The 13759-nt window shown below is 52.1% G+C and carries 11 protein-coding genes and 1 riboswitch; of the genes, 3 read left to right on the top strand and 8 right to left on the bottom strand.

Annotated elements, in window-relative coordinates:
• Positions 1-12: 12 nt before the first annotated feature.
• Positions 13-1500, bottom strand: coding sequence for an oxygen-independent coproporphyrinogen III oxidase (gene hemN, locus AC5L4R_RS03270; RefSeq protein WP_494472647.1), 1488 nt, complete (start codon positions 1498-1500; stop codon positions 13-15).
• 422 nt (positions 1501-1922) lie between these two features.
• Between hemN and AC5L4R_RS03265 the strand changes: the two genes are divergently transcribed.
• The gene (locus tag AC5L4R_RS03265) at positions 1923-3425 is read left to right on the top strand and encodes a YifB family Mg chelatase-like AAA ATPase (protein WP_494472646.1); all 1503 of its coding nucleotides are present in this window, start codon (positions 1923-1925) and stop codon (positions 3423-3425) included.
• 17 nt (positions 3426-3442) lie between these two features.
• Here AC5L4R_RS03265 and AC5L4R_RS03260 read toward each other — a convergent pair whose 3' ends face one another.
• From AC5L4R_RS03260 to phoU, 4 genes are all read right to left on the bottom strand, one after another.
• Positions 3443-4021 carry a DUF4385 domain-containing protein gene (locus tag AC5L4R_RS03260; protein ID WP_494472645.1) on the bottom strand — a complete coding sequence of 193 codons (579 nt, stop codon included), beginning with the start codon at positions 4019-4021 and terminating at the stop codon, positions 3443-3445.
• A 31-nt stretch (positions 4022-4052) separates the two neighbouring features.
• A complete protein-coding gene (locus tag AC5L4R_RS03255; RefSeq protein ID WP_494472644.1) occupies positions 4053-4331 on the bottom strand; it encodes a hypothetical protein in 279 nt (92 codons plus the stop codon).
• 125 nt (positions 4332-4456) lie between these two features.
• On the bottom strand, positions 4457-5131 hold the full coding sequence (locus AC5L4R_RS03250; protein WP_494472643.1) for a phosphoglycolate phosphatase: 675 nt from the start codon (positions 5129-5131) through the stop codon (positions 4457-4459).
• Between the two features lie 150 nt (positions 5132-5281).
• On the bottom strand, positions 5282-6043 hold the full coding sequence (phoU, locus tag AC5L4R_RS03245; RefSeq protein ID WP_494472642.1) for a phosphate signaling complex protein PhoU: 762 nt from the start codon (positions 6041-6043) through the stop codon (positions 5282-5284).
• Positions 6044-6483: 440 nt separating this feature from the next.
• Here phoU and pstS point away from each other — a divergent pair, with 440 nt between their 5' ends.
• Complete coding sequence (gene pstS, locus AC5L4R_RS03240) at positions 6484-7491, top strand: phosphate ABC transporter substrate-binding protein PstS (protein WP_494472641.1); 1008 nt, start codon at positions 6484-6486, stop codon at positions 7489-7491.
• Positions 7492-7582: 91 nt separating this feature from the next.
• On the opposite strand, the gene AC5L4R_RS03235 is transcribed toward pstS, so the two are convergent.
• Positions 7583-8950: a TolC family outer membrane protein gene (locus AC5L4R_RS03235; protein ID WP_494472697.1), complete on the bottom strand. Its 1368-nt coding sequence runs from the start codon at positions 8948-8950 to the stop codon at positions 7583-7585.
• A gap of 104 nt (positions 8951-9054) precedes the next feature.
• Positions 9055-9201, top strand: a riboswitch (TPP riboswitch).
• A 61-nt stretch (positions 9202-9262) separates the two neighbouring features.
• Between AC5L4R_RS03235 and thiC the strand changes: the two genes are divergently transcribed.
• Positions 9263-11308, top strand: a complete 2046-nt coding sequence (gene thiC / locus AC5L4R_RS03230) for a phosphomethylpyrimidine synthase ThiC (RefSeq protein WP_494472640.1) — start codon at positions 9263-9265, stop codon at positions 11306-11308.
• Between the two features lie 57 nt (positions 11309-11365).
• On the opposite strand, the gene AC5L4R_RS03225 is transcribed toward thiC, so the two are convergent.
• Positions 11366-12073, bottom strand: a complete 708-nt coding sequence (locus AC5L4R_RS03225) for a PAP2 family lipid A phosphatase (protein ID WP_494472639.1) — start codon at positions 12071-12073, stop codon at positions 11366-11368.
• Between the two features lie 18 nt (positions 12074-12091).
• A complete protein-coding gene (locus AC5L4R_RS03220) occupies positions 12092-13678 on the bottom strand; it encodes a phosphoethanolamine transferase (RefSeq protein ID WP_494472696.1) in 1587 nt (528 codons plus the stop codon).
• Positions 13679-13759: the final 81 nt, after the last annotated feature.

Below are 13759 nucleotides of genomic sequence, written 5' to 3'. Positions count from 1 at the left end.
AACGCCGCCTGATTAAATCACGCGGCTAAAACGCCCTGTATTGGCGTGGTTTAAATATTGGTCAAATACCATCGCCACATGACGCGCCAGCAGTTGCCCTTTGGGTAAAATCCGAATGCCTTTGGCATCCATATCAATCAGCTTATCAGCTTGCATCGGCGCAAGCTGCTGAATTTCATCAATAAAATACGTCACCGCATCAACGCTAAAGCGCACATTGATATCTTTAAAATCCACATAACGATGGCATAACAACTGCATGATGACATAGCGACGCAGCAAATCGGGCAAGCGCGCGTGAATGTGCTTGACGGCAGGCAAGCGATGTTCATGAATCGCCTGCTCATAGGCGGTCAAATCGCTGGCATTTTGCAAATAGTCTGCACCCAGTTGGCTAATTGCCGACACACCAAAGCCCAACAAATCGCAATCGCCGTGCGTCGTGTAGCCCTGAAAATTGCGCCGCAGCTTGCCTGCACGTTGGGCGATGGCAAGCGCATCATCGGGCTTAGCAAAGTGGTCAATGCCAATGTACTGATAACCTGCTGCCGTCAGTTGCGCGATGGTATTGGCAAACATCGTCAGCTTATCGGCTGCACTTGGTAGCGCAGCATCATCAATTCGCCGCTGACTGGCAAAGCGGTCAGGCAGATGGGCGTAATTAAACACCGACAAACGATCGGGCGACAGCGCGATAATTTGCGCGATGGTGTCCTGCAAGCTTGCCACCGTCTGGTGCGGCAAGCCGTACATCAAATCGATGTTGATGGACGTAAAACCCAGCGCGCGCGCCTGCTGCATAACACCTTCAATCATCGCCAGCGGCTGGTGGCGATTGACGGCAAGCTGCACATCAAGGTTTAAATCCTGCACACCAAAACTTAGCCGATTAAAACCCAGTGCGCGCAGCGTCGATAGCGTGGTATCGCGTAGTTCACGCGGGTCAATCTCAATGCTAAAATCTGCCGTCGGCTTGTCACTAAAGCGAAATTGACGTTGCAAAAATTGCCAAAAACTCACCAGCGCATCATCGCTTAAAAATGTTGGTGTACCACCGCCAAAATGCACCTGCTCGACAATCGGGTCGCCTTTAAGCAAGCTGCGTTTGTGGCGCACCTCGCGCTCGACGTACGCCATATAGTCGCCAGCGTCGCTGTTTTTCTTGGTGATGATTTTGTTACACGCGCAGTAATAGCACAAATGCCGACAAAATGGCACGTGAATATACAACGACAGCGGCGTGTTGGGGTCTTGTTGTGCCAATAGTTGCGCCTCGGTCTCATCAGCGATGGGCTTAAACTCCAGCGCAGTTGGATATGACGTGTAGCGCGGCCCTGTGCGGTCATATTTGGCGATCATCGCTGCATCATACACAGGCGTGTAAGCGTCGGCGCGTTCATCGGCGTATGGGTTGATAGTGATATCAGCTGGGCGGCTAAAAAACGGCTGCTCATCGGCGGCAAGCGGTGCGCTATCGGGTTTGGTTGGTCGTTGATTCATGATAAAATTGCAGCAAAAAATTAAAAAATAACGCCTATTATGGGCAAAATGATTTTGCTATTATACCACTGTTATCACAACAAAAACCCCAGTGTTAAACCCAAGCCAGCCACAAAAATTTGTTGAATATTATCCGTGCTGCTAGACTCGTTGCACGCTATACAATGTCTTACAAAAATCGTTCGGTTAAGATTAAGTGATAAGTTTGCATTAACCTAACGGGCAAGATTTAGCAAACACAAACTTAGGTTGGCTTGTGTCTGTTGTTAAAATAATATTTAATTAAACTATTAATAAAATAGGACAATCCTAACGGTCGGGCTTGACCGTCTGGTATAAGCGATTTCCTCCCTTTAAATCTAGAGAGGGTAGGACATCAATACGGCTAGCGACTTAACAATATTATTGGAATACAAAACCTTATGTCATTTGCCCAAGTCTATACTCGCTCGGTGGTGGGGCTCAACGCGCCCAGTGTGATGGTTGAGGTGCATCTGTCGCAAGGCTTGCCTGCGGTCACCATCGTCGGCTTGCCCGAAGCGGCGGTGCGTGAGAGCAAAGACCGAGTGCGCTCAGCGATTATCAATGCAGGCTTTAGTTTTCCCAACCGTCGCTTGACCATCAACCTTGCGCCTGCCGATTTGCCCAAAGACGGGGCGCGATTGGATTTGCCGATTGCGATTGGTATTTTGGCGGCCAGTGGGCAGCTTGATGACAGTCAGCTATCGGGCTATGAATTCATCGGCGAGTTGGCGCTCAATGGCGAATTGCGCCCGATAACAGGCGCGCTGGCGGTGGCACGCGCCATCAAAGGCGAGAGCGGTCAGCCGCGTTGTCTTGTGCTACCACAAGACAACGCGCAAGAAGCCGCCCAAGTCGATAGCGTAAGTGTGCTACCTGCTGACCATCTTAAAACCGTGTGTCAGCATCTGCAAGGTGATATCCCAATCACGCCCACGGCGCATCGGGCGCGCTACCAAGTCAATCATTACAGCGTTGATTTGGCGGATGTCAAAGGGCAGCAGCAAGCACGACGCGCACTGGAAATTGCCGCAGCAGGTGGGCATTCGTTGTTATTTTGCGGTGCGCCGGGTACGGGCAAGACGTTGTTGGCATCGCGCTTACCGACGATTCTGCCGCCGCTTAGCGATGATGAAGCGTTGGAAGTGGCGAGTATTTATTCGATTGCCAATGCCGATTATGCGTATGGCACGCGCCCTTTTCGCCAAATTCATCACACCACCTCGGCGGTGGCATTGGTGGGTGGTGGCTCATCGCCGCGCCCTGGTGAAATCACGTTGGCCAATCAAGGTGTGTTGTTCTTGGATGAAATCGCCGAATTTGACCGCAAGGTCTTGGAAGTTTTGCGCCAACCGATTGAGAGCAAAAAAATCACCATCAGCCGCGCCAATTCACAAGTGGATTTTCCTGCCAAGTTTCAGCTGATTGCTGCGATGAATCCTTGCCCCTGCGGATATTACGGTGACCAATCGGGGCGTTGCCAGTGCCGCCCTGAGCAGATTCGACGCTATCAAGACAAGCTGTCCGGGCCGCTGCTTGACCGCATTGATATTCACCTAACCGTACCTGCATTGCCTGCCAGTGATTTGCAAAACGCCCAATCGGGTGAGCCTTCGGCACAAGTGCGCGCGCGCGTGTTGGCCGCTTATCAGCGTCAGCAAGCGCGTCAAGGCAAGCCCAATAGCGACCTCACGCCAAGCGAGCTGGATCAGTTTGCCGCCTTGGGTGAGGCGCAAGCACGCGTCATGGCAATGGCGCAACAACGGCTGAATTTGTCGGCGCGTGGTTATCATCGTGTGCTGCGTGTGGCGCGTACGATTGCTGATTTGACAGGTAGCGCGGCGATTGACACGCCACATTTGACCGAAGCATTGGGCTATCGTTCACAACTGGCAAACGCGTAACAGGTTGTGAGGCAGGATTATTTTTGGGATGGGGCGGTTTTGGGTGCGGCTTTGATGAACCAGTCTTGGGGTAGGTCGGCGTATTGGTCGCTGTGCTCATAACGCGCCTTGTGCTGCTTGCGCAGACGCTGATAATCGACATTTGCGCGGCAGTCATCCCAGACGGTTTTAAAAATTTGCGCCGCCTCGGCTTTGATTTGCGCTGCCTCGCTGTCTTGTGGCTGCTGGGGCAGGGTAGCGCGTCCATGAGCACCGCTTTGCCCTTTTTTGTCAGCAGGCACTGCGCCATCGTATTTTTTGCCGCCCTTGTGATTGGCATAGCGTCGCGCGCGTGTATAGCCCATTTGGATGAATTTACGCGCCATATCTGCCCCGACAAAATCGCCTTGCGCCAAATAATCCAAAAACATGGCATAAATCGCTTGGCTGCTCGCTTGTGCGATATCGGGCGTGGCAAACCGCCAATGCGGCAAAATCTCGGATTTGTAGGGCTCAACCAACAACACGCCTTGCTCACCACGCCCCACGCGGTACAGTTCGGGGTGTTTGCGCAAATCCAAGTTGGCGTAATCCAGCTGGTAGTTAAACTCTTGCATACGCGGCTGCCATGTTCGGGCTGGTTTGGGTTTAAGGTTTACGCTGGCTTTGTTTGATGAGCGCAATCAGCCGCAGCACCTTGTTGCGGGTACGAAAACTAAGCGCGCCAATTATTAAGGTCAAGAACGCCACCGCGCCAAACACTTTGGGCAGCAGTTGGCTGCCTTGCTCGGTATAGTACATCGCCGCCAACAAACACAACAGCGTCCCTGTGAGCTGAAAGCGGGCGATTTTGCGTAGGCGCGCGGCGACCGAATTGAGCTCATCAAGTTTTAGCACCTTGATTTTGACCTTGGGCGGCTTTGGCATGGCGGCAGTCTCTGGCTAAAAAACGTTGGTAAACAGGCTTGATTTAACAGGCAATATAACCTAATGGGGGCAAGCGCGCGGATTTTAAACCGTGATTTGCCACCAATATGGCACAACGGCAGCCATCAAAGCAAAAACGCAACCAATTCACCAAAGCTGTCAAACGCTGCCGTTGGCTGCTGGGTGCGGATATCTTGCCCATAGTTGTAGCCATAACTTAGCCCTAGCGTGTCGATATGCGCCTGTTTACCTGCCAAGATATCATTTTTGGAGTCGCCAATCATGTAGGCATGTTTGGACGCGATACCCAGCTGTTGGCAGACGTGTAGCAGGGGCGCAGGGTCAGGTTTTTTGGTTGGCAGGCTATCACCGCCTAACGTCACGGCAAATATACCCTGCCAACCCATAGCTTGTACAATCGGCGCGATAAACTCAAACGGCTTGTTGGTCACCATGCTCAAGGTATAGCCTGCATGTTTTAGGGCTTGCAACCCCTCGCTAACGCCAGCATAGGCTTGCGTACGCTCACAGGTATGCGCACGATAGTGGTCAAAAAAACGCGCCAACGCGTCTTGTAAGGCGGTATCAGGCAGCGTGTCATCCACCGTCATCGCACCCGATAACGCACGCGCCACCAACATTGTCGCGCCATTGCCCACCCAGTTACGAATCGTGGTCTCATCAAACGGTGCGCGCCCCAAATCCACCAACGTGGCATTGACCGCCGCGGCAAGGTCGGGCACGCTGTCAATCAACGTACCATCTAAATCAAAAATCAGCAATGATTTGTCATCACGCATACAATTATCCTATCGGTTAGGGTTATCGCTAAGCCTGTCATCACTTGCCCTAAGGCATGCCAAAAAGCGTTGATGGCAACCACCAACGCTAACACGATACAGGGTTTAAAATCAACTCACACCAACCTCACTGAGCTTTGGCAGCCTCGCTTAGGCGTTGTCATCGCCATTTTGTGGGGTGGTGATATCGGTATTTTGTGCCTCAAGCCCTGTTGGCGTGACCATATCAGGAGTTGATTTTGGATAGCGCACGTCTTCACCTGTGATACAAAAAATCAACTGCTCAGCGATATTAAGCGCGTGGGCGGCTGAACGCTCAAGCGCGCGCAAAACCCACAAACCATCTACCACTTGCGACACTTGGCGCGGATCTTCCATGACATACGTCATCAGCGCGCGCGAGGCGGATTTATACATACTATCGATTTGGCGGGCTTGCTCAACCACTTGATAAGCCTGCTCAACTTCAAAGGTTGCAAACGATTCTAGCGCGTTTTTGAGCATGGTTTGGACAAATTTGCCCATCACCTCAGCTTCTGGGTAGCCAATCGGCGCTTGTTCGCCTTGGTAAGTGTGCCGCGCAGTTTTTGCCACGCGTTTGGCTTCATCGCCGATACGTTCGATATCGGCACTGGCTTTGCTGATGGCCATAATTAAGCGCAAGTCCGTTGCAACAGGCTGGCGGCGTGCCAAAATCGTCACCACATCTTCATCCAGCTGTTTTTCGTTGGCATTGAGTACGCGATCGCTGTCAATCACAGCATCGGCAAGTTCACGGTTGCGCCCGTTCAGGGCTTGCAAGGCACTGATAAGATTTTGCTCTGCCATGCCGCCCATTTTTAAAAACAGGGTTAATAAATCTTGTAAATCTTGGTCAAACTGCTTTGAAATATGTTCGCCGATTAAACGCATAATTTGTCCCTTATTTCATCTAAAATTTGCCAAAATCTATAAATCCTCGATACTTTGGCAGGTCAGTGCAACCAAACGCTGTATAATATTTTGTAAAACTAGCGCTTGGTACATGCTAAATGCTGGCAACGGGTGATAAAACCAAGCGCTAACCTAGCACAAAATTGTGACAAATTGATGTTAATGCTAGCGTTTTATTGGCCAAAAATTAGCGAAAAATAAAAATTCATTTGTCATATATTTGACATCTTTGCGGCGTACAATACCGCCAATCTTAGCGTGGTGTTTGTAGTAACGCTTTTTAGTGGTTAGTGTGCCCAAGGACGCTGCGATGGTGGTTTTACTTGTGATCCTGTTAGGTCATCTAGCCTGATTCTCACTCACCCACTTTAACCTGCTTAATTCTTTAAGCCTCACTGTAGTCTTAATAAGGAATCACCATGAAGCTATCTCACATTTTGGCAGGCCTCGTGCTTGCAACGGTTGGCAGCCAAAGCATGGCAGCCACTGTAACAGGTGCAGGCGCGACGTTCCCACAACCTGTGTACTCAAAATGGGCCGCTGAATATCAGCGCAGCACTGGCAACCAAGTGAACTACCAAGGTATCGGTTCATCAGGTGGTATCAAGCAAATCCAAGCCAAAACTGTTGATTTTGGTGCTACTGACGCGCCAATGACACCTGCGCAATTAAACGAAAGCAACTTGGTACAATTCCCAGCGGTCATCGGTGGTGTGGTACCTGTGGTGAACATCGCAGGCGTTGCACCTGGTCAATTAAAATTGACAGGCCCTATCTTGGCGGATATCTACATGGGTAAAATTACCCAGTGGGATGACGCGCGTATCAAGGCAATCAACCCCGGTCTAAACTTGCCTGCTGCCAAAATTACCACAGTCAATCGTTCAGACGGTTCAGGTACTACCCACGTTTTCACCACTTACCTAAGCCAAGTGTCTAGTGATTGGAAATCATCAGTGGGCGCAGACAAAACCGTTAAGTGGCCAAATGCCAACTCAAGCGTCGGCGGTAAAGGTAACGAAGGTGTGTCAAGCAACGTGCAACGCGTCGCCAACTCAATCGGTTACGTTGAATATGCTTACGCCAAGCAAAACCGTCTAGCGCACACCCAGCTACAAAACCGCGCTGGTCGCTTCATCCAGCCTGATGACTCAACGTTTGCAGCGGCAGGTAACATCAACTGGGCACGTTATCCTGGCTTTGCGGTGTCAATCACCAACATGCCAGCGGCTAACGCGTGGCCAATCTCTACCGCAACTTACATCCTTGTACCACGTACTGGCGGCGGTGCTAAAACCCAAGAAGCCATCAAATTCTTTGATTGGGCATTCACCAATGGCGACAACCTAGCGCGTTCATTGGACTACGTTCCACTACCAGCAGCCACCAAAGCCGCGGTACGCAACGAGTGGAAAAAAATCCGCTAATCGCTTGAGCTAACTCAAGCCACCAAAAGCCCTGTCTGTCAAAGACGGGGCTTTTTTGTGTTAAATGTACTGCGCTAGACAAAACCAATCATTAGGGCGTACTTGGCAGGGCGTGTGCTTGATCAGATGGCGCATGGACTTGTAGCAAATTGTCTAAGGTCTTGACCGTGTCATCGCCCAAATTGCCCGTGGCTTTTTGCAAATCCACATAGGCGTTGAGGTAGTCAAAATGGGCGTTGAGCCAGTCGCGCCGCGCGGCATAGTATTGTCGCTGTGCCAGCAATGTATCAACCATTGAGCGCATACCCAAATCATAACCCGTCTGCGAGGCTTCGGCGACTTTGGCGTTGGCGGTGACGGCGGCAGCTTGGGCCGCTAGTGTGGTTTGGCTTGCCATCAAGTTTAGGTACGCTTGGCTGGTTTGGGTCAGCGCCTGCTGATAAACAAACGTGAGCCGACTTTGCGCGGCTTGGGCTTGCAACGCGCCTTGCCCCACCGCTAGGCGTGTGCGCCCACCCGTATAGACGGGCCAATCAAGCTCAATGCCAATTTGATAATTTGTGCCATCAGAGAGAGTCTGTAAGCGGTTGCTGTTGTCCTGCCAGCTGATGTTGCCGACCAAATCTACTTTGGGATACAGATTGGATTTGAGGTATTTAACCTGCTGATTGGCAAGGGCGACTTGGGTTTGCGCTTGCTGAATAGCAAGATTGTCTTGCTGGGTGCTATTTAGCCATTGTTCAATGCTGCGCTTGGGGACTAAATTAAGCGTCACAGGCAATGGCAAAGGCGCGATATCCGCAATCGGTTGGGCGGTCACCAGTGCTAGCTGTTGTTTGGCATTCATGATGGCCACTTCGTTGTTGGCAAGCTGCGCCTGCACGCTGACCAACCGCGCGTGGGTCTCCTCGGTATCGACCCGTGCAACCACGCCTGCCGCCAGTCGCGCCTGCATCATGTCATCTTGTGCCTTGAGCGCGCGCCATTCGGCATTTAGGCTTTCGGTCATCGCCTGCGCACGCAACACGCTCAGATACGCCTTGATGACTTGTTCGGTCAAATCGGCGCGTTGTTGCAACAGCTCAATGTCATGCGCCTGTTGGGCAAGCACGGATTTTTGCAAATTTGTCCATTTATCAGCACGGTATAACGCTTGTCGCACCCCCAAGCCGACTTGACTGATCGCGTTGCCTGTGTCATCACCGCCATGCTGCGGATAAAACTGGTTGCGCTTGATGCTGCCTTGCACGCCAACTTGTGGCAATAAATCACCTGCCGCCAGTCCCACATCCTGTTGCTGTGCCAAATAATCGTACTGTTGTCCTGCCCACTGCCCGTTGTGACGCTGCGCAGCGGTGTACAAATCCCACAAATCATTTGCCCATGTGCTTGGGCTAAACGCGCTTGCAGCCAGCAGCCAACACGCGACATAGGTACGCTGAACCAAGCAAAATTTCATCACGTCATCACCGTCAATTTTAACCCGTTATCATACCTGTAATTGCCTCAAAAATCTGACAAAATTTCACTAGGTTTAACGCGCAAGTTTTGTTAAGATAAAGCCAACATGACTCGGGGTGCTTGTCGATTCGCGTTTTAACGCTGTGTGTTACACATGGCATCACAGATGGCGCACCAGCGGCAAGCTGAGAAACACCCGTCGCACCTGATATGGTTCGTACCGTCGTAGGGAAGTCTGGCGTGCGGTTGGGCAAGCCGAGTCGGTTTTGACATTGATTAAATTTAACAACACCGACCACCAAGGACAGCCATGAACGCCCCTGCCAATCCGCAACCCCAAGCCAATGATGCCTTAAAAACCCCTGCCCACCGCGGCCCACAAGACGCACGTTTTGAAGAAGAAGCCCGTGATTTGACCCGTGTGCTGCCTGCGTCACGCAAAGTTTATATTGAAGGCTCACGCCCCGACATCCAAGTGCCGATGCGTGAAATCACCTTGACCGACACGCCTGTGGGCGGTTTTGGCAAGGCAGAAGGCGAGCACAACCCTCCATTTTATGTCTATGACACCTCAGGCGTTTATACCGATCCAAACGTTGAGATTGATTTGACCAAAGGCCTGCCCAAGCTGCGCGAGACGTGGATTAAAGAACGTGGCGATACCGAGATTTTAAGCCAATTATCCAGCCAATACGGCACCGAGCGCGCCAACGACATTGCCACCGCCAATTTGCGTTTTGGGCACATCGCCAAGCCGCGCCGTGCCAAAGCAGGCAAAAACGTCACCCAAATGCATTACGCCAAGCAGGGTATCATCACCCCTGAGATGGAGTATATCGCCATTCGTGAAAGCCAGCGTCAGCATGAGCTGACCGACATGCGCCAACATGCAGGCATGAGCTTTGGCGCAAATACACCTGAGCTTATCACGCCTGAATTTGTCCGCCAAGAGGTTGCCGCAGGGCGCGCGATTATCCCAAATAACATCAACCACCCCGAATCTGAACCGATGATTATCGGGCGCAACTTTTTGGTAAAAATCAATGCCAACATCGGTAACTCAGCACTGGGCTCAAGCATCGATGAAGAAGTCGCCAAAATGACATGGGCGACACGCTGGGGCGCAGATACCATCATGGACTTGTCCACCGGCAAGCACATCCACGAAACGCGCGAATGGATTATTCGTAACTCACCTGTGCCAATTGGCACGGTACCGATTTATCAAGCGCTTGAAAAAGTCGGCGGCGTGGCAGAGGATTTGACGTGGGAGCTGTTTGCCGATACCTTGATTGAGCAAGCCGAGCAGGGTGTGGACTATTTTACCATTCACGCAGGCGTATTGCTGCGCTATGTGCCATTGACCGCCAACCGCTTAACGGGTATTGTCAGCCGCGGCGGTTCGATTATGGCGCAATGGTGTTTGGCGCACCACAAAGAAAACTTTCTTTATACGCATTTCAATGATATTTGCGAAATCATGAAAGCCTATGATGTGGCGTTCAGTCTTGGCGATGGCTTGCGCCCTGGCTGTATCCAAGATGCCAATGATGACGCGCAATTTGGTGAGCTGCGCACTTTGGGCGAGCTGACCGAGGTCGCATGGGCGCACGACGTACAGGTGATGATCGAAGGCCCTGGACACGTTGCCATGAACCGTATCAAAGAAAACATGGACTTGCAGCTTGAGGTGTGCCACGAAGCACCGTTTTACACGCTAGGGCCACTGACCACCGACATTGCTCCGGGTTATGACCACATCACCTCAGCGATTGGCGCGGCGATGATTGGCTGGTACGGCACTGCGATGCTGTGCTATGTCACACCCAAAGAGCACTTGGGGCTGCCCAACAAAAAAGACGTTAAAGACGGTATCATCACCTACAAAATCGCCGCTCATGCCGCTGACTTGGCAAAAGGCCACCCTGCCGCGCAAGCACGTGACAATGCTTTATCAAAAGCGCGTTTTGAATTCCGTTGGGAGGATCAATTTAACCTTGCGCTTGACCCCGACACCGCGCGCGAATTTCACGATGAAACCTTGCCCAAAGAAGCGCACAAATCGGCGCACTTTTGTTCAATGTGTGGGCCTAAATTCTGCTCAATGAAAATCACCCAAAACGTGCGCGACTATGCCGCAGGATTGGGCTTTAACGCGGATAAATCTGCCAAAGCCGCGCTTGATGTCACGCCCGACAGCGGCGACTTGCTAGATGCCAACCATCGCATCAAGCGCGTGGATACCGAGCTTGTCGAACAAGTCGGCGAGGGTACACTTGAGGAGGTCACCGCAGGCATGGAAGCGATGTCGCAAAAATTCCACGAAGAAGGCCAACAGTTGTACAAAACGGTATAAACAGTAACCACTTAAACCAACGGTTTGGATGTCCAAGCCGTTTTTTTTGGGCAAAAATTAGCGATAAAACACCCGTGCCAACGCAGCGCACAGCGTCCACGCCAACAGCATCGCCACCACCGTGTGGCTAAAAAAATGATCACCGATAGCGATTTTATACAGACCCATCAGCCAGCCTAACAGCGTGACCGCCGCCACAATCCGCCAGCGCCAACGATACAGCAGCGGCACAAACGCCCACGCATACAGCGCAAAGCCCGAACTGGCATGGGCAGCAGGAAAGCATTTGTGATGGCTTGCCGTGTGCAGGCTTTGCCACAGGCTCAAATATGGCATATCGCCACCAAACAAAGCCAAATGATTGGGGCATGTGACATGGGTGAGGTGTTTGAGCGTTGCGGTGATGGTGGGCACAAGCACCAACGCTGTCACCAAATACCACAAATCGGTGTTGCTTAACTTGCGTACAGGGCGAAACAACCGCACTAACGGCTGCGAAAAACGTACAACCACACGCTGCAGCCGTGCTGCCAACAAATACGCCGCCAACACAATCAGTAAGGCTTTGGGCAGGCGGTATAGCAGCAAGGCATATGGCTGCTCATGCTTGCCAAGTAGCCATTGCCCATGCAAATAAAACAGCTGACTAAACGCGATATCCACCGCGCTGTGCTCAAGGCTGAAAGTCGCCAGCAGCGTTAGACCTACCCCGATCGCAACCGCTTGCCAAGTAGGTGTTTGATGTTGGATTGGTAGGCGATTCATGGGCAAACACCAACAGAACTATTGGATAAAGCGCGTGTCTGCTGCTGCACGCGTGTGCACGTCAAACAATTTTAGCAATGTGGGCGTGATGGCATCATGGGAGAGTTGGCTGTCACCTGCCACAGGCTGAGCAAAACTTGGTGTGTTGCTATCAGCGCGCCACATCATCGCCAGTACATGGCGTTGGTCTTCGGGGGCAAATGCTTTGGGCAAGCCGTGCAGGTAGACGTTGTTCTCGCCCAAGCTCTCGCCGTGGTCGCTGCTGTAGAGCATGGCCACATCGTAATCTTGTTGGTGGGTTTTTAGCCAGCCGATGGTTTTTGCCAAAAAGTCATCGGTTGCCAACAGCGCGTTGTCGTAGCCGTTGATAATCTCACCTTGCGCGCAGTCGGCAAGCTCATTGGTTTGGCAGACGGGGGAAAACTTGGCAAAGGTAGCGTCATAGCGTTTGTAATACGCAGGGCCATGGTTGCCCATTTGGTGCAGCACAATGAGCACATCGTGCGCCGCGGTGGCGTGGGTGGTTTTTAAATAATCGTCTAAACCTGCCAGCATCCCCACGTCGCGGCATTCGCCATACGGGTTGGTGTGGCACACGGGGTTGGTCGCATCGCTGCGATAAGACTGGTACAAGTCTTTGGGCAACTGGTTCATCACACCTTTGGCGTCTGAGTTATTGTCGCGCCACAAAACGCGAACGCCCAAACGGTGCAAGGTGTCTAACACATTGCGGTAATTGCCTGCGTCATCAACCTTATAGGTCTGCTCACTCATATAGCTAAACATACACGGCACTGAATACGCTGTTGATGTGCCGCACGCCATGACATGGCTAAAGTTGGTCAGGCCTGCAGTTTGGCTCAGCTGCGGCAAGGTGTTACGCGCATAGCCATTCATCGGGCTGTGGTCAGCGCGCGCGGTTTCACCAACCACCATCACCACCAATCGTGGGCGGCGTGTGGCAGGTGTAGAGAGCTGTTTGGCATCAGCAGCAGGGTCTTGCATGCTGACATGGGCGCGTTTGTGGGCGTGCAGCGTGTTGCTGGCAAGTTTACCTGCGGCATATATCGGCGTTAGTGGCAACGCATAGCTGCGTAGTGGCTTGTGCTCACGAAAAAAGCTGGCATACTGTCCGCTTTGGCTGCCCATTGCCGCGACCAGCACCAGCACACTGCCAACCAGCCATGCCAAACGCTGGCATACGGCCTGCTTTAAGGGCAGTTTTTTGAGTGGTTGGCGGATAAGCCACACACTGGGCAACACGCCCAATGCCAACACCCGCAAAACAAACCAGCCATTGAGCAAATCATGCGCTTCGGCGGTATCAGTTTGTAAAGCGTTTTGTAGCATATTGGCATCATAAACGGTGGCATACGTATCAGCAAAATAACCCGTCACCGCTGCCACCAACAAAAGCAGCACCCCAATCGGCTTGAGGGTATAGCGATAGCCCGTTAAAAGCAGCAACAGCAGCAGCAGAGCAAACAGCACCGCCGCCAATGACAGCACAAAGCCGATATTTTGAGCCAGCGGATACACCGCCAGCACTTGCTGAAAAAACTGCCAGTTGGCGGTCAGTACCAAAAAGCCTGCCAACCCTGCCATCAGACCAAACGGATTGCGCCGCGTTTGGCGCAGGCTATGCCAAACGCGCAGCGGCAGACGGTGCGCGGTTGCCGTCGTGTC

The organism is Faucicola sp. SE7633, assembly GCF_059264685.1.
Note: the sequence above shows the minus strand (reverse complement) of the source record. Positions and strands in the feature narration are given on the sequence as shown.